Annotated in this window: 15 protein-coding genes; 10 read left to right on the top strand and 5 right to left on the bottom strand. The window is 59.5% G+C overall.

The annotated features are described in order from the left end of the window. Positions 1 to 164: 164 nt before the first annotated feature. From ectA to nfuA, 3 genes are all read right to left on the bottom strand, one after another. On the bottom strand, positions 165 to 722 hold the full coding sequence (ectA, locus tag QD228_RS07695) for a diaminobutyrate acetyltransferase (protein ID WP_077376377.1): 558 nt from the start codon (positions 720 to 722) through the stop codon (positions 165 to 167). A 431-nt stretch (positions 723 to 1,153) separates the two neighbouring features. Beyond that, the gene (locus QD228_RS07690) at positions 1,154 to 2,959 is read right to left on the bottom strand and encodes a diguanylate cyclase (RefSeq protein ID WP_084208674.1); all 1,806 of its coding nucleotides are present in this window, start codon (positions 2,957 to 2,959) and stop codon (positions 1,154 to 1,156) included. Between the two features lie 257 nt (positions 2,960 to 3,216). Continuing rightward, on the bottom strand, positions 3,217 to 3,807 hold the full coding sequence (nfuA, locus tag QD228_RS07685) for a Fe-S biogenesis protein NfuA (RefSeq protein ID WP_077376371.1): 591 nt from the start codon (positions 3,805 to 3,807) through the stop codon (positions 3,217 to 3,219). 360 nt (positions 3,808 to 4,167) lie between these two features. On the opposite strand from nfuA, the gene metH reads away from it, so the two are divergent. From metH to QD228_RS07650, 7 genes are all read left to right on the top strand, one after another. Then, the gene (gene metH / locus QD228_RS07680; protein ID WP_279875017.1) at positions 4,168 to 7,896 is read left to right on the top strand and encodes a methionine synthase; all 3,729 of its coding nucleotides are present in this window, start codon (positions 4,168 to 4,170) and stop codon (positions 7,894 to 7,896) included. 321 nt (positions 7,897 to 8,217) lie between these two features. After that, positions 8,218 to 9,546, top strand: a complete 1,329-nt coding sequence (locus QD228_RS07675; RefSeq protein WP_271302559.1) for an MATE family efflux transporter — start codon at positions 8,218 to 8,220, stop codon at positions 9,544 to 9,546. Between the two features lie 387 nt (positions 9,547 to 9,933). After that, complete coding sequence (locus tag QD228_RS07670) at positions 9,934 to 11,049, top strand: ABC transporter substrate-binding protein (protein ID WP_279875016.1); 1,116 nt, start codon at positions 9,934 to 9,936, stop codon at positions 11,047 to 11,049. 210 nt (positions 11,050 to 11,259) lie between these two features. Next, positions 11,260 to 12,405, top strand: a complete 1,146-nt coding sequence (locus QD228_RS07665; protein ID WP_279875014.1) for an ABC transporter substrate-binding protein — start codon at positions 11,260 to 11,262, stop codon at positions 12,403 to 12,405. A 91-nt stretch (positions 12,406 to 12,496) separates the two neighbouring features. Beyond that, entirely contained in the window at positions 12,497 to 14,866 is a 2,370-nt protein-coding gene (locus tag QD228_RS07660; protein WP_279875012.1) for a GGDEF domain-containing phosphodiesterase, read from the top strand. Positions 14,867 to 15,098: 232 nt separating this feature from the next. Continuing rightward, positions 15,099 to 16,751: a nitrite/sulfite reductase gene (locus QD228_RS07655; RefSeq protein ID WP_077376353.1), complete on the top strand. Its 1,653-nt coding sequence runs from the start codon at positions 15,099 to 15,101 to the stop codon at positions 16,749 to 16,751. Next, the gene (locus tag QD228_RS07650) at positions 16,744 to 17,298 is read left to right on the top strand and encodes a DUF934 domain-containing protein (RefSeq protein ID WP_084208669.1); all 555 of its coding nucleotides are present in this window, start codon (positions 16,744 to 16,746) and stop codon (positions 17,296 to 17,298) included. The genes QD228_RS07655 and QD228_RS07650 overlap by 8 nt, the downstream gene beginning before the upstream one ends. Positions 17,299 to 17,437: 139 nt before the next feature. On the opposite strand, the gene QD228_RS07645 is transcribed toward QD228_RS07650, so the two are convergent. Next, a complete protein-coding gene (locus QD228_RS07645; RefSeq protein WP_077376348.1) occupies positions 17,438 to 17,611 on the bottom strand; it encodes a DUF2970 domain-containing protein in 174 nt (57 codons plus the stop codon). A 229-nt stretch (positions 17,612 to 17,840) separates the two neighbouring features. Between QD228_RS07645 and QD228_RS07640 the strand changes: the two genes are divergently transcribed. After that, a complete protein-coding gene (locus tag QD228_RS07640) occupies positions 17,841 to 18,200 on the top strand; it encodes a hypothetical protein (protein ID WP_084208668.1) in 360 nt (119 codons plus the stop codon). Positions 18,201 to 18,354: 154 nt separating this feature from the next. Here QD228_RS07640 and QD228_RS07635 read toward each other — a convergent pair whose 3' ends face one another. Then, entirely contained in the window at positions 18,355 to 18,636 is a 282-nt protein-coding gene (locus QD228_RS07635) for a hypothetical protein (RefSeq protein WP_084208667.1), read from the bottom strand. A 398-nt stretch (positions 18,637 to 19,034) separates the two neighbouring features. On the opposite strand from QD228_RS07635, the gene QD228_RS07630 reads away from it, so the two are divergent. Both QD228_RS07630 and QD228_RS07625 read left to right on the top strand, forming a co-directional pair. Then, complete coding sequence (locus tag QD228_RS07630; protein ID WP_279875010.1) at positions 19,035 to 21,278, top strand: cache domain-containing protein; 2,244 nt, start codon at positions 19,035 to 19,037, stop codon at positions 21,276 to 21,278. 341 nt (positions 21,279 to 21,619) lie between these two features. After that, positions 21,620 to 22,345, top strand: a complete 726-nt coding sequence (locus QD228_RS07625) for an FCD domain-containing protein (protein ID WP_167593009.1) — start codon at positions 21,620 to 21,622, stop codon at positions 22,343 to 22,345. Positions 22,346 to 22,410: the final 65 nt, after the last annotated feature.

Below are 22,410 nucleotides of genomic sequence, written 5' to 3'. Positions count from 1 at the left end.
ACCCGCTTGCACACGATGACTTGGGGGTCGACAAGTGATGTCACGACTTTCCTGTCATGAACATCCAGCGGGTGAGACGTGATTCTCCTCGAGGTCCGACACGAGAATCGTGACGCCGCCTCACCCGAGACTTCTCCATGGCGTCTTGAGACACCCTGGCTGGCTCAGATATCGCTCGGCAGGAACGGACCGATACGTACCAGGTTCTCCGCGAGGTGCACGCCGCCCAACTGATCCGAGGAGAAATACTCACGCGAATGCAGGGGGACCTGCCAGCGCTCGGACAGACGCGTGAAGAGCGCCCAGGACGCTTCATTGTCAGGTGTGATGGTGGTCTCGAGGTGGCGCACATGCGCCATCTCCGGGCGCTTCATCACGGCTTCGATCAGACGACGTGCCAGGCCGGTCCCGCGGGCTTTCTCACCGACGGCGATCTGCCACAGGAAGAAGGTCTGCGGGGCATCATTGCGGGTGTAGCCCGAGACGAAGCCGACCACCTCACCCTCTTCATCCGTCGCCACGGCGCAGCTGTCACGGAACTGGGTTGCCAGCAGAACGTACGAATACCCTGAATTGAGGTCCAGCGGCGGGCATGCCTTGACCAGCTCATAGATGCCCCAGCCGTCATCAGTGGTCGGCTGACGGATGAACAGCGGCGTCGTGGCGCGGTTGATCACGGCATCATGGGTGTGGTGGGCAAGGCCCTGAATCGTGGAAGTCATTGTCATGGTTTTCATAGATTATTTCGCAGTTGGCGAATTCGCTATAAACCATAACAAACCGTTATGAGTCTTGCAAACCATAGTTTATTTGCGAAGCGCTCATACATAACGGGAAATTATCGTTTATCACCCCATCGCATGAGCCGCTCCACGGGGCAATCGCCACGCCTCCGCCCACCGCGCAGACGCCAGTCATGCCATGTCCCTATCCTCCATCCTCCATCCTCCATCCTCCATCCTCCATCCTCTATCGCCAGCCGTGCCTGAGTGCAAAGCGTCACTGACAGCAGAACGACATATGGCGCCCGCAGGCGCCATATGGAGAAGAAAGGGTATGAAGAGATGCCGTCGCGGCAGGCATCGTGAAGACGTCACATGCGGTCTCTGACGATGTCAGCAGATCCCCTTCGCACGTGTGCCCGAGCGGCAGGTCAGCGTTTCACGGCCGTCGAGGAAGCGGCTCGCCTGGAGGAGGACGCCACGATCTGCCCGAGTTCATCGTGGCGACTGAACTGGATGGCGCAGTTGCGGCCTTCATTCTTGGCAGCATATAGCGCCATATCGGCATTGTGAGTCAGCGCTTCACGTTGATTGCCGTGTTGCGGCGCGATCGCGATACCGATGCTGCACCCCACTTCCAGCTTGTGGTCTTCATAGAGGAAAGGCTTGCCCAATGAATCGATGATGCGCTGTGCCAGCTGGGCAAGTTCACCATGGCGCCCCAGATTTGCCTGGATGTCGGCATTGTGGACCAGTACCACGAATTCATCGCCGCCCAGACGTGCGACGAAGTCGTCCTTGCGCACCACCTGGTTGAGCCTCTCCGCGATCACCTTGAGGGCGACGTCACCAGCCGCGTGACCATAGGTGTCATTGATGGGTTTGAACTTGTCGATGTCCAGCATCAGACAGGCCATCTGACCGCCCTCTTCATTGACATCAGCCAGCCACTGCTCACTTCTCTCATAGAAATGCTGACGATTGGGCAGGCCTGTCAGGGAATCATGCATTGCCAGCTGAGTGATGCGTTTCTTGTAGTTGTTGCTTTCGATGATGTTGTACTTGAACTTCTGCAACGCACGCGCCATCTGGCCGACTTCATTGGTGTGCTGAGTACTGTCGATCACCACGCTGACATCATCATTGGCCAGAGTGTTCATCGTCTGCGTGAGGCGGCGAATCGGCTTGAGCACATAGCGAGCGAACAGCCACATGGAAAGCCCGATCAGCACGGCGATCATGATCAGCGCCAGGCCATTGACGATAGGGGCCAGCGTCGCCAGCAGCTTGAGCGTCTTGCCGACCGCCGCCGAAGTGGCGGCGACGCGTTGATCGCTTTGATGATCCAGGACCGCAAGGCCCTCGATCGCTGGGGCGTCGTCGACCTTGACGCGGGCGTCAAGCTCACTGGCTGACATGCCGGGCTGCTCATCATGTAGATGACTGATCGTCAGCAGGCGCTCGCTGTAGGCCTGAATGACACTGGCGATATCGCGGATCGCACGCTGCTCTGCCACGTTCATGCCCATCTCGCGGTAGGCCGCAAGCGTCTCACGCAGCGACTGGATGTCCTGGGCGGCTTGCTGTCCATAGATGGCGTCCCCGCGCAGAACATAGTTCTTGAAGTGGTGGATCATCTCGCCGTACCCCATGTCCCGACGCAGGTTGGCGACCAGGCGCGCCTTGCCCATGCCATCTTCCAGCGGATTGGCATTGTCACGGGATTCACGTATGGCGACGCTGCGCAGGGTGTCCAGCCCGGACACGGCCAGATAGTCATCCACGACGACTTGTCGGTCGATCTCGCGAACCGACTCATCAGTGGCCATCAGCTGACGAACCTTCAGTACCATGGCGTCGTAACGGTCCAGCGTCTCGTTCAGCCCATGGAGGGCCACTTCTTCCTGTTGACTGATCCCCAGACTCTGGTAGCGGAACAAGGCGCTGCGGGCTGCGCCGATTTCATTCTGGATCTCGGGAATCAACGCCTCATCATGTCGCAACACCAGATTCTTGAAGTCGTGGATCATCCCGCCGAAGCCCATCGACTTGGTAAGCTGGCTCTCCAGGCGTGGCTTGTCGGAACGTGCCTGCTGATATTCGTGCCAGTCCGTTTCCAGTTCTGACACGTTGCGGGTGATGAAAGCCAACACGACCAGCAACACCAGCCCTGCCAGTGCGGAGAGTCCGCAGATGATGATGTTGATGGTACGAAAGCGCATGTTGGCCAGGGTCATGTATGGCGGTCTCTTCACTGGTGGATACTGTCATCGGGCAAGCCGTCATGAGGCGTCAGCGTAGGCGCCATCAGCAGCATGCATCTTCACAATACCAGAAATCCTAATACTCGGATGTATTACGCGGGGTTGCTCCCGGTACCAGCTTCCCAATGAAAAGATCCCCCACCGCAACGCGATGGAGGATCTTCATCTGATCAAGCTGGACGGGACATCGCAGGCCATCGACAGGCGCCTTGAGGCATCACGTCAATGAATCAGTTGTAATAGGCATTGGTCGTATCGGTGTGATCGGTCACGTCACGAATGCCGGCGAGCTCGGGGATGCGCTCCAGAAGCGTCTTCTCCACGCCATCCTTGAGCGTCAGGTCAACGGCCGAGCACCCTTGGCACCCGCCGCCGAACTGAAGCACGGCAACCTGGTCGTCGGTCAGCTGCATCAGCTTGATCTCACCACCGTGTGCCGCCAGGCCCGGATTGATCTCGCTGTAGAGGATGTAATTGATGCGATCTTCCAGCGGGCTGTCTGCATTGACCTTGGGCATCTTGGCATTCGGTGCCTTGATGGTGAGCTGGCCGCCCATGCGATCCGCATTGAAGTCGACCGTCGCCTCTTCCAGGAACGGAACGCTGTGGGTGTCGAGATAGACCTTCAGCTTCGGAAGATCCAGAATCTCGTCCGTCGGCTCTTCTTCTCCCGGGCGGCAGTAGGCAAGACACGTCTCGGCATACGGAGTGCCCGGCTGGGTGATGAAGATGCGCACGCCGATGCCTTCCACGTTCTGCTTCTCGAGCAGCTCGGCAAGATACTCCTGGGCGCTATCGGTAATCTGGATGCTCTCACTCATGGCGCAGAGACTCTCTTGATGTCAGGTGACTAATGGCTCCATGTTAAGGAAATCCTGCTGCACTCGCAATCCTGAGCAAATCACTCGGGTTTGGCGCCATGGGCGCGGCCACTCCCGGGTGGGCTTTCCTAAAGCACTCATGTTGCGCATGAATCATGCTCATCGTGACGATTCTGAGGTCTGATACGATAGCCACATCTGGCAAGGCGAGGATGCCGCGAGCGGATCCTTCACCAGAGCTTCCCAATAGCAATGAGTTCGCGCCTGTGGCGTGTGGCTTGCCTGGCAAAGTCCTTGCTTGGCAAACAGAGTCACACGTCCGGGAAACAACGCGACAAGTCACGTACGCTGGAGTCCGTCATGGCGCAAGCCCACCCCCCTGTTCCCTATTCCCTGCCCCTGTCTGACGCGCTGAGACAGGCGCTGCAGGAGCGTATCCTGATCCTCGATGGTGGCATGGGCACCATGTTGCAGAGCTATGGGCTGGAAGAGGAAGACTTCCGCGGTGAACGCTTCGCCGACTGGCCCAGTGACATCAAGGGCAACAACGACCTGCTGGCCCTGACACGCCCGGATATCGTCGAAGCGATCCACCGCGCCTATTTCGAGGCCGGCGCCGATATCGTCGAGACCAACACCTTCAATGCGACCCAGTTGTCGCAGTCCGATTACGGCATGCAGGCGTTGGTGTACGAGATCAATCTCGAATCGGCGCGACTGGCGCGCAAGGCGGCCGATGATGTGGCCGCCGAGACCGGCATCCCGCGCTTCGTCGCCGGGGTGCTCGGCCCGACCAGCCGCACCTGCTCCATCTCCCCCGACGTGAATGACCCCGCCAAGCGCAACGTCACCTTCGATATCCTGCGCGACAATTATCGCGAAGCTGCGCTGGCGCTCTTCAAGGGCGGCGCGGACCTGATCCTGATCGAGACCATCTTCGACACGCTCAATGCCAAGGCGGCGATCTACGCCCTGGAGGAGCTGTTCGACGAGGGTCACCCGCGCCTGCCGGTGATGATCTCCGGCACCATCACCGATGCCTCGGGACGCACGCTGTCCGGCCAGACCACCGAAGCCTTCTGGAACTCGGTACGCCACGCTCGCCCGCTGAGCATCGGCCTCAACTGTGCTCTTGGCGCCGAGGAGCTGCGCCCCTATCTGCGTGAGCTGTCCGAGAAGGCCGATACCTTTGTCTCCGCGCACCCCAACGCCGGCCTGCCCAATGAATTCGGCGAGTACGACCAGACCCCGGACGAGATGGCCGAGATCATCCGAACCTTCGCCTCGGAGGGTCTGCTCAACATCATCGGTGGCTGCTGTGGCTCCACGCCGGAACATATCCGCGCGATCAAGGGTGTGGTGGATCAATGCGCGCCCCGCAAGGTGCCCGAGATCGCCAGAGCTTGCCGCCTGTCGGGGCTTGAGCCCTTCAACATCCAGCCGGACTCGTTGTTCGTCAATGTCGGTGAGCGTACCAACGTCACCGGCTCCGCGCGCTTCCGTCGCCTGATCAAGGAAGAGGATTACACCACCGCGTTGGAAGTCGCTCTCGAGCAGGTCGAGAACGGCGCGCAGGTCATCGACGTCAACATGGATGAAGGCATGCTGGAGTCACAGGAGGCCATGGTGCGCTTCCTGAATCTGATCGCCTCGGAGCCGGATATCTCGCGGGTGCCGATCATGGTCGACTCCTCCAAGTGGGACATCATCGAGGCGGGGCTCAAGTGCATCCAGGGCAAGGCGGTGGTCAATTCCATCTCGCTCAAGGAAGGCGAGGAAAGCTTTCGTCACCAGGCGCAGATTTGTCGACGCCATGGCGCGGCCGTGGTGGTCATGGCATTCGATGATGTCGGACAGGCCGACACCTATGAGCGCAAGATCGAGATCTGCGAGCGCGCCTATCGATTGCTGGTCGATGATATCGGCTTCCCGGCCGAGGACATCATCTTTGACCCCAACATCTTTGCCGTCGCCACCGGCATCGAGGAGCACAACAACTACGGTGTCGATTTCATCGAGGCGACACGCTGGATTCATGCCAACCTGCCGCATGCGATGATCTCCGGTGGTGTCTCCAACGTGTCCTTCTCGTTTCGCGGCAACAACCCGGTGCGTGAAGCGATCCATTCCGTGTTCCTCTATCACGCCATCCAGGCGGGTTTGAGCATGGGCATCGTCAACGCCGGCCAGTTGGCGCTCTACGATGATCTACCCGATGAGTTGCGTGAGGCCGTCGAGGATGTGGTGCTCAATCGTCGTGATGACAGTACCGAGCGTCTGCTCGACATTGCCGACAAGTACAAGGGTGATGGCAGTACTGGCGAGAAGAAGGAAGATCTCGAGTGGCGCAGCTGGCCAATCAACAAGCGTATCGAGCACGCGCTGGTCAAGGGCATCACCACGCATATCGAGGAAGATACCGAAGAGGCGCGGATCCAGGCGGCGCGCCCCATCGAGGTCATTGAAGGCCCCTTGATGGACGGCATGAATGTGGTCGGTGATCTGTTCGGTGCGGGCAAGATGTTCCTGCCCCAGGTGGTGAAGTCGGCGCGCGTCATGAAGCAGGCGGTCGCCCACCTGATCCCCTTCATCGAGGCCGAGAAGAGCGGCGAGACCCAGGCCAAGGGCAAGATCGTCATGGCCACCGTCAAGGGCGATGTCCACGATATCGGCAAGAACATCGTCGGCGTGGTGCTTCAGTGCAACAACTATGAGGTGATCGATCTGGGCGTGATGGTACCCGCCGAAAAGATCCTGCAGACCGCCATCGACGAGAAGGCCGATATCATCGGGCTTTCGGGCCTGATCACGCCATCACTGGACGAGATGGTCAGCGTCGCCAGGGAAATGCAGCGCCGGGGCATGCAGTTGCCGTTGCTGATCGGGGGCGCCACCACCTCCAAGGCGCACACGGCGGTCAAGATCGAGCCACAGTACGAGCATCCGGTCATCTATGTCACCGATGCGTCGCGCGCCGTGGGCGTGGCGTCTCGTCTGCTGTCACCCGAGCTCAAGCCCGACTTCGTCGATCAGGTGCGCAGCGAGTATGCCGTGGTGCGTGAGCGCAATGCCAAACGACGCCCGAAGGCTGCGGACCTTGACTATGCCCAGGCGCGCAAGCGCCGCTTCCAGCCTGACTGGGAGAATTACACGCCGCCGGCGCCAAGTTTCACGGGCCTCAAGGTCTTCGATGGGTATGATCTCAACGAACTGGTCGAGCGTATCGACTGGACGCCCTTCTTCATGAGCTGGCAGCTGTCAGGCAAGTATCCGAAGATCCTGCAGGATGAGGTAGTCGGAGACGCCGCGCGTGCCCTGTTCGCCGATGCCAGAGAAATGCTGCGCAAGTTGATCGATGAGAAGGTGCTGACCGCACGTGGGGTCATCGGTTTCTGGCCAGCCAACTGTGTCGACGACGATACCCTGGAGGTCTATGCCGATGAGTCGCGTACTCACGTCATCGAGCACCTCCACCACATCCGTCAGCAGATGACCAAGAACCGCGACGGCGTCTGTCACAGCCTCGCCGATTTCATCGCTCCCCGAGACAGTGGCAAGCCGGACTGGATCGGTGGCTTCGCCGTCACCACCGGGCATGGGGCGGATGAATTGGCCAGACAGTACGAGGAGGCTGGCGATGACTACAACGCCATCATGGTCAAGGCGTTGGCGGATCGTCTCGCCGAAGCCTTTGCCGAGCGCCTGCACGAACGTGTCCGCAAGGAGTTCTGGGGATATGACGCCGAAGAAGTGCTCGACAACGAGGCACTGATCGCCGAGCGGTATCGGGGCATACGCCCGGCGCCCGGCTACCCGGCCTGTCCGGACCACACCGAGAAGGCCACGCTGTTCCGCATGCTCGAACCTAAGACGCATGCCGGCATGGTGCTGACCGAGAGCTTCGCCATGTGGCCGGCCGCCGCCGTTTCCGGCTGGTACTTCGCCCATCCTGAGTCGAAGTACTTCTCCACCGGCAAGATCACCCGGGACCAGGTGCTGTCATTGGCGGAGCGCAAGCGCATGCCACTCGCCGAAATGGAGCGCTGGTTGTCACCGGTACTGAGCTACGATCCGGACAACGCCAGCTAGATCAGGTCGTACGAAGATTTGCCGACAGCCGGCAAGCGTATCTCGCATGATCATGCAAAGGGCACCTGCCAGCGCAGGTGCCCTTTTGCGTGGGGCTGGTTGACTCAGCAGAGTCTCGGTCAGCGTCATGCATCGGATGCTGCCTGTGACACCTCACGCTATAATGGCCTCCTTTGTCCTTCCCTGCCCTCTGACCTGCGAGCCGTCTGTGTCCCTGTTCTGCGCATCCATCCCGTCTGTCCTGCCCTGCGCGGCGGCATCGTCTGAAGGTGACTCTGGTGATTGCCGGCGGCGGTATTCACCGGCGATGGGGCGTGCGTGATGTTGCCTGAACGCCAACGCAGCCTGAGAATTCTGAAGCTGGCACTGCCCATCATCGGTGGCATGCTGTCGCAGAGCCTTCTCAATCTGATCGATGCCGCCCTGGTAGGACAGCTTGGTGAGACGGCGCTGGCGGGAGTCGGAGTCGGGGGCTATGCCATGTTCATGGTCACGGCCTTGATCTTCGGGCTGTCATCCGCCGTGCAGGCCCAGACCTCTCGACGGCTGGGAGAATCTGCCCCCGAACGTTGCGGCGAAGGGCTGAATGCCGGACTGATATTGGCATTGTCGGTGGGCATTCCCGTGATGTTGGCCTGCCATCACTGGGCAGACACCTTGCTTCGTCTGATCAATGACCAGCCTGAAGTCCACGCAACGGCCACCTCCTACTTCCAATGGCGCGTCGCCGGCATCGTGCCCGTCGCCATGGCATTCTGCTTCCGCGGATTCTGGAATGGACTTCAGCGCACCGGTATCTATCTGCGCATCATGTTGATCACCCAGCTGATCAATGTGGTGTTGAGCATCATCTTGATCCATGGACTCTATGGCGCCCCCAGGATGGGCGCCGATGGTGCAGGTGCCGGTACGACACTGTCCCTCTTCGTGGCATTGGGCCTGTGGGTGCAGGCGACCTTGGGAGAGCGCAGACAACATGGCGTACTGCATGCCTGGCCGCCACTGGGACACTACCTGACGCTGCTCAAGCTGGCGGTGCCCCATTCCTTCCAGCAGCTGTGGTTTGCGGCGGGCTATGCCGTGTTGTTCTGGATTCTGGGCAGGATCGACGCGGCCAGCGTGGCGGTGGGTCATGTGCTGGTCAATCTCTCCCTGCTGCTCATTCTGCCCGGAGTCGGTCTGGGGCTGGCGGCCATGAGTCTGGTGGGCCAGGCGTTGGGGCGCGATCACCATGAAGATGCCCATCGTTGGGGATGGGATACGGTGCGCATCGCCCTGCCTTGCCTCATGCTGCTGGGATTGCCGCTCTGGGCGGCACCGGAAAGCGTGCTGGGCCTCTTCCTGCATCGCCCGGAGTTGATCGCGCTGGGCAAGCTCCCGTTACAGCTGACCGCCGTGATGATCATCATGGACTGCGCGGCCATCGTGCTGGCTCAGGCGTTGCTCGGGGCTGGTGCCAATCGCACGGTCATGACCGCCACCCTGGCCATCCAATGGCTGCTCTTCCTCCCGCTTGCCTGGTGGTTCGGGGTGCATCTGGAGGGTGGATTGCTGGCCATCTGGTGCACTCAGCTCGGGTATCGAATCTTCAACTCTCTTGTCTTCAGTGCCATCTGGCAACGCAGAGAGTGGCAGTTGCTGCGGCTCTGAGCCTCGCCCTCTTTCTTCATCAAAGGGCCGTGGCGGCCTTGTCCTGTCGACCTCGAGATCGCCACGGGGGAATCACCGCCACGTGGGTTCCCTTTCATCTGGCATCGCCTCTGAATCGGTCTGGAGGACCGAAGCGTTGAAATCGGGTGATAGCACACGGTTGTTGAGGCGTATGACATGCTGAGGTCTGGAGTATGTTGGTCATACTGCAAATCCTTGTCATCGGGTGCCGACATGTCGATCACGTCTACATCAGGAGGTTGGATCAAGAGTGCGCGGCGATGGATTCCCGTCGCTTGCGTCATGGCGTTCAGCCCCCCGATTGCCGCTTCCTCAGCCCCCCTCCCACCAGTCCTTGATGTTGCCTCGGCCAGCAGTCACTCGAGCATGACCAGGGTGGCCGACGAGATGCCCCCCACGGCGGCGTCCCTCGCGCCCGGGCGAAATCTGACCGCCGTCTTCGTCAATCCGGGGCTGCCTGGGGAGCGATTCTGGAACATGGTCACGGCGACGATGCAGGCAGCAGCTCGAGACCTGAATGTCTCGCTGGAAGTCGTATATGCCGAGCGAAATCCCATCCTCATGAAACGATTGGCAAGCGCGGCCCTGGCGCGTGCAACACCCCCGGACTATCTCGTGCTGGTCAATGAGGAGCAGGCCGCTTCCGACCTCCTGCCTCTGGCAGATGGCGGCTCATCACATGTCGTGATGCTGTTGAACGGCTTGACCCCGGAGGAGCAGACAACTCACGGCGTCCCGGGCAGTGTCCACCCCTCCTGGATCGCCAGCGTCATTCCCGACAACCATGGTGCCGGGAGAAGGATGGCCAGCGAATTGATTGACGCGGCGCGTATCTATCCGCCCGGTGAAACGCGCCACGGGCTCGCCTTGATCGGCGATACCAGAACGCCAGCCTCCATCGCTCGCAATGCCGGGATGCTGAATGGCTTTGCTGAGCATGATGCCGTCAAGATGACGCGCATTCTCGAGGCACGCTGGAACCTTCCGGATGCTGAGCGGCTCACGCATCACTATCTCCAATGGGCCGAACGCTCGGGATTGCACAATACCCTCATCTGGGCGGCAAACGACGCCATGGCGGAAGGTGCCGTCCGAGCGGTTGAAGCCAGTGGCATGCAGCCGGGCAAGGATGTGCTGATCGCGGGTCTCAACTGGTCGCCCGAGGGCATCGCCATGGTGATGGACAAGCGCATGGTGATGTCAGATGGCGGGCATTTCATGGCGGGAGCCTGGGCGATGGTGATGTTGAGAGACCACGCTGATGACACCCACTGGGCCCCCAGAACCGTGCACTTCCCGATGAGCCCCATCCATCAGGGAAATGTCGATATCTACGGCCCGTTGCTGATCCAGCCGGACTGGGAAACGGTGGACTTCACGCGCTTCAGATTGCAGACAAAGGAAGACGACTACGCGTTTGATCCGATGGCAGTGTTGGGACAAATGAAAGACTCGCCTGCGCCACTCGAACGACAGGACTGATCGAGCAGATCATGGTGCGGCCCCGGGTGAGGAACACGTCAGATCACCCATCGCCAGGCAGTACTCTCCCTTCAGCTCGCCAGCCGCGGGGATCGACTTGCTTCCTGACAGCCTGTCACACGCGATAATGGAGTCATCATGAGATTGACGCGATCTTCACTGGCTTCACGATGTTCGAGAATGTGCCATGCCCTTGCCCTGTTGGCATTGATGTCCATCTCAACGGTGACTCAGGCCGAGAGCTTGCGTCCCATCAAGCAGGTCGTGTTTCTGAACCCCGGATATTCCACGGAAACGTTCTGGGCCCAGGCGATCATCGCTGCCTCGACGACCGCTGAATCCCTGGGGATGCACCTGGAAGTCTTCAGTGCCAGACGCAACACCGACGAATTCATACGACTGGGAAAGCAGGTATTGAACCGAGAGAGCCCTCCGGATCTATTGATCACCACCAACAATCATGGACTGGCGGTTCCATTGATCGAGATCAGCCATGCCGTGCGCGTGCCCATGATCATCATCGTCAATAGCCTGACCCCCCGCCAGGCCAGAGCGTTGGGCAAGCCACTTGGCCGATATCCCTACTGGCTGGGCAGCGTTTCGCCTGATCATCAACAAGGGGGGCATGACAGCATGGTGGCGCTCATCAATCGCCATGACGTCTTGCATGGCAAGTCGGATGGTCGAGGCATCGCTCTTGTCGGAGGGCTGCATGATGAAGCGACACGACTCCGGGTGCGCGGTGTACAGGACGCGCTTCTCAGAGCCCCCCATCTGTCCCTGGATCGGATATTTCAGGCCAACTGGAGTTATGAGGATGCCTACCGAAAGGTCGAAAGCTACTTGAGACATCAAACAGACGCCCGCCCCCTTCGCATGATATGGGCGGCCAATGACCTGATGGGCATCGCGGCCATTGATGCCCTCAAGCACAATGGGCTTCGCCCGGGCAAGGATGTCGTCGTGGCTGGCATGGGATGGACCCGTGCCGGAATCGATCACCTGCGCTCAGGAGAGATGGAGGTCAGTGCTGGCGGAGGCGCCCTGGCGACCGCCTGGTCACTGGTCCTGCTCGCCGCGGTACAACAAGGAAGCCTTCAGGCACGTGATATCGGCACTCGCTATTACACCATGGGGATCGCGCTGGCTGGGGACCCGGAGGCCTTTCTGGACAGGATTCCTCTGGAAGTCCTTGCCCTGCAACCGATGGATCATCTGATCAATGAGGTCGCGACACTTCCTCCTGATGCCTCTCCCTTCCTTCCGATGCCCGCTCATGCCGCTTCATCGTCCAGCGTTGCAGCACCGAATGCACTGACGGCCGTCCATCAGGGAGCACGCCGCCATGCGCAATGACGAGACACAGGACAGGCCTCACGACACGACAGAGGCGCATGAGGGTCATGAGGGCCACGATGCCTCGCCCCTGCGGTGGCGGATATTGCGCGTGCTGGCGCCGCTCATCCTGTTGATCTGTGCAGTCAGCGGCGTCGTGGGTTATTCACTGTATTCAAGTGAAACCATCGAGCACATGCACGAAGATCATCAAGAGATGATGAACATCACGGTTCTGTCCCTGCCAAGTGCGATCTGGAACTTCGATGACGATGTCATTCACGCCTATCTGGAAACGCTGAGCAGTCACCCCAGCGTGCATGCAGTGCGCTACTACAACCATGAGGGCACTCTCGTCGAGGAGATCACCAAGGCGGGCGACGCCCTGGACCCGATGATACATTCCCAGGAGCTGGTCTATCGCAATTCTCTCGTGACGCAGGTCGTGGGGCGACTGGAGATGGAAAGCACCAATGCTCCCTTGCTTGCCAAGCAATACCAGGGAGGAGCGCTGCTGTTCGTCATCGCACTCTCGATCATCATCTGCGTTCTGCTGATCGTTTCCTGGCAATTGAAACGCTACGTGATGGTCCCTCTCAACCGGGCGATCGCCAGCATGCGTCAGCTGGAGAATCCGCAGACGGCATTTCGCAGGATCCCGCTCACGCGCTCAAGAGAGATCAACAAGGTCATTGCACAGCTGAATAGCCTGGGCGAGCGCATCTTCATCATGATGGAGGCGCTGCGTGACAACGAAGAGCGCTATCAGCATTTCTATCGCGACACCCCTGCACTGCTCCTGGTGATTGATGCTCACGGTACGGTGCTGGATGTCAGCCAGAGGATGCTCGAGGTAACGGGGTGGAAGCGAGAGCAACTGGTGGGATCGCCCTTCGATACCTTGATCATCGGCCAGAATGCTCATTGTATCGATCGCATCAGCTCGGCGCTTCGCAAGGGGGACGCGTGCGAGAACCAGGTGATGACCCTCAAATGCCTCTACGAAGAGGACCGGCAGGTACAGGTGGTCATCCCGTCGGCCACCAATGACAGCGAACGCGGCACCATGATGCTGTTGTCGGACGTTACCGAATTGAAGCGGACCCAGAAGCGATTGCTGGAGCATGAGCTGATCGACCCGCTGACACAGCTGCCGAATCGTCTGGCCCTGAACTCACACCTTCAGACACTCATCAATGGCGGGGCTCCCTTCGGACTGCTGCTGGTCAACATCGATCGTTTTCACAGCATCAATCACCACCTCGGCCCTGTCGACGGCGACATCCTGCTCAAGGAAGCAGGAGAACGTCTGAAGAGTTGCACTCCAGCCTGGATGGGTCGCTCCGGCGGAGATGAATTCGTCATGACCTGTGACACAAGCGAATTGCGCGCCCTGGCGCGTCGGATTGAACTGGCCTTCTCGACGCCGCTTCTCAAGGCGGGGGAGCCCATCAATCTCAGCCTGAGCAAGGCAGGGCTTGAAGTTCGCCAGGATGATGAGACGCCCAGTCGTCTGATGCGCCTGCTCGAGCGCACTGTCATGGATATCAAGCACAAGGGAGGCAACCAGTACCGACTCTGTGTACGCGACAGCGCTCTGGAGGACGGTGAGCCATTGTTCCTCAAGGAGCGTCTGATTCGCGAGGCCCTGACCAGAGGTTGGCTCTGCCTTTACCTGCAGCCCATCTTCCAGGCGCAAAGTCCTGATCTCGATGCTCCAACATTGCTGGGGGCGGAGGCACTGGTGCGTATCCATCACCCAGACCTTGGCTCGATTGCGCCCGATGAATTCATTGCGGCAGCGGAGAAGACGGGACAGATCATCGATATCGGAAACTGGGTACTGGAAGAAGCGGCCGTCATCTTGAGTGAATGGCAAAAGCAAGGTATCGAGACTCGCTACCTGTCCGTCAATGCCTCTGTCATGCAGTTCAGGGATCAGGGCCTGCTGCACAAGCTCGAATCATTGATCGAACGCCATCCGATACATCCTCGGCAGCTGATCATCGAAGTGACCGAAAATCTGATGCTCGACAATGAGGACAGCCTGCGCTTTCAGCTGGAGGCGATTCGCAAGCTGGGCGTGAATCTGTCATTGGATGATTTCGGTACTGGCTTTTCATGCCTTTCCTATCTTCACAACCTGCCCTTCGGCACCTTGAAGATCGACCGCTCATTCGTGATGAACGTACAGACAAGCCGGCGAGACAGGGAGCTTGCACGCATCATCGTCGACATGGGGCATTCGCTTGGCATGCAGGTCGTCGTGGAGGGAATCGAGGCACGGGGTCAGGCAGAGATCTTCAGGGCCATGGGAGTGCGCGCCTTCCAGGGGTATCACTTCGCGCGTCCGATGCCCCTGCAGGCCTTCAATGCCCGGTATTCATCGTCAAGTGAAACCCGCATGTGTCTTCTTCGGGCGGCGACACCCGACGATCAGAACCGCGACCGCCAGATAGGCACGGGCCGTGACGAGGATTGACGGCAGCAACATGATGTCACCCAGGGCCAGACGCGCATATTGCAGCCTCTGGCCTTTTCTTTCGTTCTTGCCGTAGGCACACTCATGGCATCTTCTTCATAACCCTATCATCGAAAAGTATGATTATTTATTCTTTTAAAGAATAAAAGATAGGGAGTAAGGTGACCGCAGCATCAACAAGACTCGCATCAGTGGTCGCCCACCTGATGCCCGACCGCAGGACACCCCTGACATGTATCGGTATGACACTTACGACCAGACCCTGGTCGACGAGCGGGTAGCTCAGTTCAAGGACCAGATGGACCGCTATCTGGCCGGCCGCCTGGGTGAGGAAGAATTTCGTCCCCTGCGCCTGCAGAACGGCCTCTACATTCAGCGTCACGCACCGATGCTGCGTATCGCCATTCCCTACGGCATGCTGAGCGCTGCACAGCTGCGCTCACTGGCTGCCATCAGCCGTCGCTATGACCGTGCCTATGGTCACTTCACCACGCGTCAGAATCTGCAGCTCAACTGGCCGAAGCTTGAAGATGTCCCGGCGATCCTCGCCGAGCTGGCCCAGGTCGAGATGCATGCGATCCAGACCAGCGGCAACTGCATCCGCAATACCACCACGGATCAGTTCGCCGGTATCGCGCAAGACGAGACGGTGGATCCGCGTCCCTGGTGTGAGCTGATTCGTCAGTGGTCCACCCTGCATCCGGAGTTCGCCTATCTGCCGCGCAAGTTCAAGATTGCCGTCACCGGCGCCAGCGCGGACCGTGCCGCGATCCAGGTCCACGATATCGGCCTGCGCCTGACACGTGGCGAGGATGGTCGCGTCAAGGCGACCGTGCTGGCAGGTGGCGGCCTCGGTCGTACCCCGATGGTCGGCGATGTCGTGCGGGAAGATCTCGATTGGCAGCACCTGCTGACCTATCTTGACGCCATCGTCCGCGTCTACAACCAGTGGGGCCGTCGTGACAACAAGTACAAGGCGCGCATCAAGATCCTGGTCAAGGCATTGGGCATCGAGGAGTTCCGCCGTCGTGTCGAGGAAGAATGGGCACACCTGAAGGATGGCCCCGAGACACTGACAGACTCGGCGGTTGCCAAGGCGACCGAGTACTTCCCGGAACCGGCGCGTCGTGCCGTCGGCGAGGACGCGATTGCGGCCTACGAGACACTGCGCAGCGAGAACCGGGCCTTTGCCCGTTTCGTGACCAACAATGTCGTCGGCCACAAGGTCCCGGGTTACAAGGCCGTCACCTTGTCGCTCAAGCGCCGTGAACTCGCGCCGGGCGATGTCACCGCTGATCAGATGGACGCCGTGGCCGACCTCGCGGAAGAGTACGGTTTCGGTGAACTGCGTGTGACGCACGAGCAGAACCTGGTGCTGTCAGATGTGCCGGTCGATCAGCTCGAGAATCTCTGGAAGGCGCTGGACGCGCTGGGCATGGCCAACCCGACCGTTGGCACCCTGGCCGACATGATCTGCTGCCCTGGCGGTGACTTCTGCTCACTGGCCAATGCCAAGTCGATCCCGATCGCCCAAGCACTGCAGGATCGCTTTGAAGACCTCGATTTCCTGTATGATCTCGGCCCGCTGGATCTGAACATCTCCGGTTGCATGAACGCCTGCGGCCACCACCACGTCGGCAACATCGGCATTCTCGGTGTCGACAAGAAAGGCCAGGAGTTCTATCAGGTCTCGCTTGGCGGCCGCAGTGATGACAACGCGACCATCGGCAAGATTCTCGGCCCGTCGTTCAATGCCGAGGACATGCCGAACGTCATCGACAAGGTGTTGCAGGTATATGTCGAGCAGCGACTGGAAGATGAGGTCTTCGTCGATACTTACCACCGCATCGGCATGAAGCCGTTCAAGGAGCGGGTCTATGCCTGAGGTGACAGCGGAAATGACGTCAGCACGTGAATTGACTGATCAGCGTCAAGGCGGAGTCATCCGTCAGAACCAGCTGGTCCCCGAGGACGCCTGGCAGGTCGTGCGCCTTGATGAAGACGGTAACCTGCCGAGCTACCAGCAACCTGCCCTGCTGCCTCTGGCACACTGGCAGGCGCTGGTGGACGCAGGTGAAGGGTCTGACCAGCTTGGCCCCTGGCTTGCCAGCGATACCGAGCTGACACCGGAGCTGGGAGAAGCACTTGCCACTGCACCGCTGCTGGCAGTCGATTTCCCCAACTTCAATGATGGGCGTGGCTATACCCTCGCCCGCCTGATGCGAGAGCGGTATGGTTTCCAAGGCGAAATTCGTGCCATTGGCGATGTGCTGGTCGATCAGCTGCATTACATGAGCCGCTGTGGCATCGACGCCTTCCAGCTGCGCTCGGACCAGTATGTGGAAGATGCCTTGTACGCGCTGTCCATCTTCAGCGTGAGTTACCAGACAGGTATCGATCAGACGAGTCCGCTATTCTCTCGTCGCTGGTAACCCTGACGACTAGCCAATGAAAGGCCCCGTGAGCTGGATGTCACCAGTTCACGGGGCCTTTTCGTTTCTGGTCACCTCTTTCGTTGCAGACCTTGTCGTGGTATCGGCCTCTATCATGGTATCGATGCCTATCGACAGGTCACGCCGCCATCACCGTGGCCAGCAATGCCATGCCCCCGACCAACAGGGCAGCCATCACCAGTCCTACCACCAGAAAGTCCAGCGCATGACCATGCTCGAAGTCACGTTTGCGGTTGGCTTCCTTCTGAACGCCGATGAATGCAGCAAGCACGGATTTGACTTCGTTGATCATGAGCACCTCCCAGAATGACGCATATCAATATGGTGGTGGAACAACGCTGCAAGGCGTGGCGGCAACCCCTGCGGAGAACTACGATGAGGTGATGCTGCCTTTCGCGTCACATGCGGACCTGAATTCACTATTGGCCAGAATCTACTCGAATACCAGTGAATCATGACACGGACGGGACACAAGACAGCAGCTTCCAGTGCATTATCCAGCCGCTGAAGGAGCTATCCTCATGGAACTTTCCGTCGTGCCATCTCTGCCTTTCAAACCCTTGACGGCCCATCCGCTGTCCTGGATGAACCGTCCTGATGATCTCGTGCACCCTCTCGCCCCCTGGATGCGATGCCAGCAGGTCATCTGGTCGCTGGGGTTGCAGGCCTATCAGCAGGAACTGGCCTTCATTCAGCTCTGTCAACTCAAGGGGCTTGAGATGACTCAGGCGCTATTGGCAGGTGACTGGCAGGAGGCTCGGACCTCGCCTGAATTGCTTGGCAAACTCGCCGGGGATGTCACCGAGCATGCGCTGACTCGCATGAAGCGACTGCAGACATTGAATGAAGAATTGCAGGATGCCATCTGGGAAGAGATCTGACTCGCATGACAGGAGTCTCCCCCGGTCTCCACGCAATGTGCCGGGGGAGAGATCACGCCAGAAATGCACAGCGAAAGGGAGCCTCTGGCGATGGCAAGGAGACTGGCGCCGTGAGGATGGAATGTGACGATTCAGGCAAGGACCATGGATGACATCAATCCGTCCGTGTCTGGAACTCACTGAGATCGCACAGCCAGGCATGTGCCGTTTCACGATCCAGCCCGAATTCCGCGATCAGGCTCTCCAGACGCGCATTGAATTCAGCCTCACGCGCTTCAGCCGGGTCCGTTGCCTGGGGGCTGCTTTCTGACGTGGCGGGGGGAGTCGAGGGACGATCCAGCGCATTCAACTCTTCAGCCAATGCCTTTTCAAGTTCATCAAACAAGGCACGCTGCTTGCGGGCGCTTGCGATGACCTTTTCATCATGTCGGTTCATGCATGGTTTCCACTATTGATCTTGTCGACAACAAGAAGAGAGGCTGAAACATTCAAGACAGCAAAATATCACACTATGCCCAAGGCTTCTGCAATGTCATATCGGCAACATGGGGGAGTAACGGAACCAGTAGGCAACCCCTTGGGAAGAAAGCCGTCAGGGAAGTGATATCTTCTTGAAAGCCATGAAGAAAGCGCCTGTCATCATGCCCATTTCCCACCATGCTAGCAAGCACGCAAGGGCCGCAGACCCGCCGCCTTGAGACGGCAATACCCAGGCAATCTCCCCATGTTGGGCATGGCGTTGACCAGACGCGCGGTGCGTGATCGACAAGCAACGAACGCTTTGTCGTTGTGGTGTATCCTCAGTGTACGAAAAATACACGGATGATGTATCTGATGATCAAGGATAATGATCTTTCCTCAGACAACACACCACCAGGGCGGTCTTTCCTTGACGCCACGCGAGAATTCGCCGGCCTTTCGATTCGGCACTGGTTGGGTCTGGTAGCGCTCTCAGGCGTGGTGCTAGGCCTGGTGTTGATCATTCTCGAAAGAGACAGCCGCGAGATGGAAGCGCTGCATGCGGCCTCCACGCGTGACCTCATCACGAGCGAGAGGCGTCTGCAGGCAAGCCTGCTGGTCGAGCAGACGCTCGGCGTGATTGCCTCACGGCATCGAGATTACGAACATCGTCTGCAGCGACTGATGATGACGACGATGCGAGCCCCCTTCCTGGGAATCACCCACCTTACCGGTCGAGATCGGTCCTATATCAGTACCGAGCTCCTGCGTCAGTTCCCTGATCTTCGCATCAACCCGGATTGGATCGATATCGTTCAATTGCCGAGCAATCTCTATCCGGAATGGTGGTCCACCGAACTCAATCTGCGCCTGCACACGAGCAATGACATTCCTCACTTCCTGCGTGGCACGGACGCAGGCCTGATCTTCGCCATCCCGAGCCAGCAGGGCCTGGGCAAGGATGGTGAGGTTCGACGCCCTCGCAACACCGCCTCGACCATCTGGACCCTGATTCATATCGACCCGCAGATGGTGGCATTCCTGGTCGCCAACGAGCTTCGTCAATCCCTGCATGCCAGCCTGGACAAGGGAGAGAGTCGCTATGTCTGGATCAATGAAATTCTGGATCCGACGGGCGGCCCCGGCTACGCCCGTCGCCTGATTCACCCGCTCTTGCCTGGCACCGAAGGCACGCTGCTCTCCACCGAGCATCGGGACAGCAGTGGACGCCAGCCTTACAAGACCGAACTCGAGGGTGTCCTGCAGGGAAGTGGCATCTTCTTCGATTACCGCTTCCCCCGCTCCCGTGGGGGGCCTGAAGAAGACAAGACGACCTATGCCGCGCTGTATCCACCCTTCCAATGGATCGTGGCCAGTGGGGTCTACATGGGCGACATCAACAATGCGGCCCTGACAGCCCACGCGGACATCATGCAGGAGAAAAGTCGTCTGGAGCGCTGGCATCTCCTGCTGACCCTCGGTGCCTGCCTGCTGCTGTTCCTGGCCATCGGTCATGCCCTCTTCCGGCAATCCCGCACCCGTCAGCGTCAGATGCGCCAACGCATGGGGCGTCTGGAAAACGAGCTTGAGCAGCGCGGTGAGGACAGGCTGATCAATACCCTGCAGATGATTCGCAATGAACGCTGCCCCCAGCGTGAAGGCAATGACCTCATCGTCGCCGAATACGTGACGGCCATCGCCAGAGAGCTGGGGCTTGAAGAGGCGCAGATCAGCGCACTGGAGCGCACGGCCATGCTCCATGACATGGGCCGACTGACACTTCCCGACACGCTGCTCAAGCCGATGGCGCAGCTTCAGTTCGATCAACAACAGTTGTTGCGTCAACAGGCGGATATCGGCAGCCGAGTGTTGAGAGAAGCGCTCAATGCGCCTCTGGAGGCCAGCCTGCTGAGTGAAAGCCAGCACTACATGCCTTACCGCCAGACGGACTCGGGGGCGGCCTTGCTTCCGCGGTCTGCCAGTCCCGCGATCCTGGCGCTGGTCGTCCAGGTCCTGGAGCTGGTGAGATACTCGGGCCTGACTCAGGCGGAGGCCATCAGTGAAATCGAGCATTGCGCCTACCAACCCTTTGCGCCGGACATCCTTCAGGCGGCACGCAGGGTGTTGACCCGCAAGCCGCTCCCCAGGGCCGAGCCACGCAGCGCGATTCCTGGCCCGCGTCAGATCGAGCGCCATGCGGACCAATGGCGTGACCAGACGACCGGTTGCTTCAACCGTGCCTTGCTGGAGACCTTGCTGGCAGGCTTGCTGCATGAAGGGCATGTCACTGTGCAGGGGATAACGCTTCACCATCTCCAGCTCGTCGGGACGCAGTCCCCTCTCACTACGGACCGGCAATTCGGTCCCCATCTGAATGCCTGTTTGTACCCGTTCAAGGTCTTCCATCTGGCCCCTGGCCACTTCGTGGTCCTGGAAGACGAGACCGAGGAAGCCTCGAACGTTCCCGTGCTGACTCCAGCCACTCAGCAGCAATTGAGGAATGTACTCAGGACCTTCGAGACAGACGCGGAACTCGTCACCCGACAGAGACTTCTGTCCGGTGATGAGTCACTCAAGGACTGGCGACATCACATCGATCAGCTGATCGCTGATGACTGATGATTGATGGCAAGGTCTGAGGGGAGTCGACCGATCCCAGCGGCCTGCCCGAAGTCTCGCCATACCCCCTCCCCACCTCCCACGGCGACCTGGCTTGCCGGCAACGACCAAAGTTGCATTCGTTGAGGCTTGTTCAAATGTCTGACATTTATTAAGGTTCATTCAGACATTTACCGTAGCTTGCCCTGCGCACTACGTCAGCCACGAGGCCTCGCGTGACCATCTCTCGCCCAGACCCACTCTCTGAGACTTCCAGCGATACAGCGCCGGATCAGGATTCCTCTCGCCAGAAAGATTCACTGTCGCCGGCCATGACGGGCTCCAGACAGCCCGTAGCCAGCATGGAAGCTATCGCTGCCTGCCTGGCACGTGAAATTCTGGCCGGCAAGTTCGAGCCAGACGACAACTTCCCGCGTGAAATGGACCTCTGCAAGCGCTTCGATGCCAGCCGTAACCGGCTGCGCAATGCACTGGCCCAACTGGTGGGGGCCGGGTTGCTGGAGCGCACTGCCGGCCGTGGCACCCTGGTGCGGCCGATGAGCGAATGGCAACTGCTGGATCCACTGATGAGCGACTGGATCAGCGGACTGGAAGGCATCAACCCTGCCCTGATGCGTGAGATCTACGCCTTCCGCCTGTCCGTCGAGCCCTATGTCAGCGCCCTGGCGGCGACCAAGGCCAACGCCCAGGACCTCGCAAGGCTGGAGCGCGCCTTCGAGGGAATGGTCGCGACCGCCAATGACGAGCAGCAGGCAGCTCACAGCGAATTTGACGTGGCGTTCCACGAGGCCATCTACCGCGCCACCCACAACCTGGTGTGGGCCCAGCTGGGTAGCTTGCTGCGCCCTTCCATCAGCCAGTTGATCGAGTCCTCTCAGCAGGCGGCACAACAGCACGACCAGGCCCATCACCGTGCCAGTCTCGAGCGACATCGCGCCGTGATGGAAGCCATCCGCCTGCGTCAACCGGACATGGCGCGTACCTGTGCCGAGCGCGTGCTGGAAACGGCTGCGCGCGATCTCGGATTCGGCCTTGATCACCCGCGCCTCGAGACGCCGCGCTTCTGACCCACGACTTTTCCTTCTTCAATGCTTTCCAAGCTCGACACGAGCGTCATCCCAAGGAATCTCGA

Origin of the sequence: Cobetia sp. 3AK (genome assembly GCF_029846335.1) — a bacterium.
Taxonomy (GTDB): domain Bacteria; phylum Pseudomonadota; class Gammaproteobacteria; order Pseudomonadales; family Halomonadaceae; genus Cobetia; species Cobetia marina.
This window is presented reverse-complemented; position numbering and strand designations above follow the sequence as displayed.

Coding starts and splice junctions, on each gene's coding strand:
- QD228_RS07650 (WP_084208669.1), top strand. CDS start 16,744: ATGCCTGAGGTGACAGCGGAAATGACGTCAGCACGTGAATTGACTGAT.
- QD228_RS07670 (WP_279875016.1), top strand. CDS start 9,934: ATGACCAGGGTGGCCGACGAGATGCCCCCCACGGCGGCGTCCCTCGCG.
- QD228_RS07640 (WP_084208668.1), top strand. CDS start 17,841: ATGGAACTTTCCGTCGTGCCATCTCTGCCTTTCAAACCCTTGACGGCC.
- QD228_RS07630 (WP_279875010.1), top strand. CDS start 19,035: ATGATCAAGGATAATGATCTTTCCTCAGACAACACACCACCAGGGCGG.
- QD228_RS07645 (WP_077376348.1), bottom strand. CDS start 17,611: ATGATCAACGAAGTCAAATCCGTGCTTGCTGCATTCATCGGCGTTCAG.
- QD228_RS07675 (WP_271302559.1), top strand. CDS start 8,218: ATGTTGCCTGAACGCCAACGCAGCCTGAGAATTCTGAAGCTGGCACTG.
- metH (WP_279875017.1), top strand. CDS start 4,168: ATGGCGCAAGCCCACCCCCCTGTTCCCTATTCCCTGCCCCTGTCTGAC.
- nfuA (WP_077376371.1), bottom strand. CDS start 3,807: ATGAGTGAGAGCATCCAGATTACCGATAGCGCCCAGGAGTATCTTGCC.
- QD228_RS07625 (WP_167593009.1), top strand. CDS start 21,620: ATGGAAGCTATCGCTGCCTGCCTGGCACGTGAAATTCTGGCCGGCAAG.
- QD228_RS07690 (WP_084208674.1), bottom strand. CDS start 2,959: ATGACCCTGGCCAACATGCGCTTTCGTACCATCAACATCATCATCTGC.
- QD228_RS07655 (WP_077376353.1), top strand. CDS start 15,099: ATGTATCGGTATGACACTTACGACCAGACCCTGGTCGACGAGCGGGTA.
- QD228_RS07635 (WP_084208667.1), bottom strand. CDS start 18,636: ATGAACCGACATGATGAAAAGGTCATCGCAAGCGCCCGCAAGCAGCGT.
- QD228_RS07665 (WP_279875014.1), top strand. CDS start 11,260: ATGTCCATCTCAACGGTGACTCAGGCCGAGAGCTTGCGTCCCATCAAG.
- ectA (WP_077376377.1), bottom strand. CDS start 722: ATGACTTCCACGATTCAGGGCCTTGCCCACCACACCCATGATGCCGTG.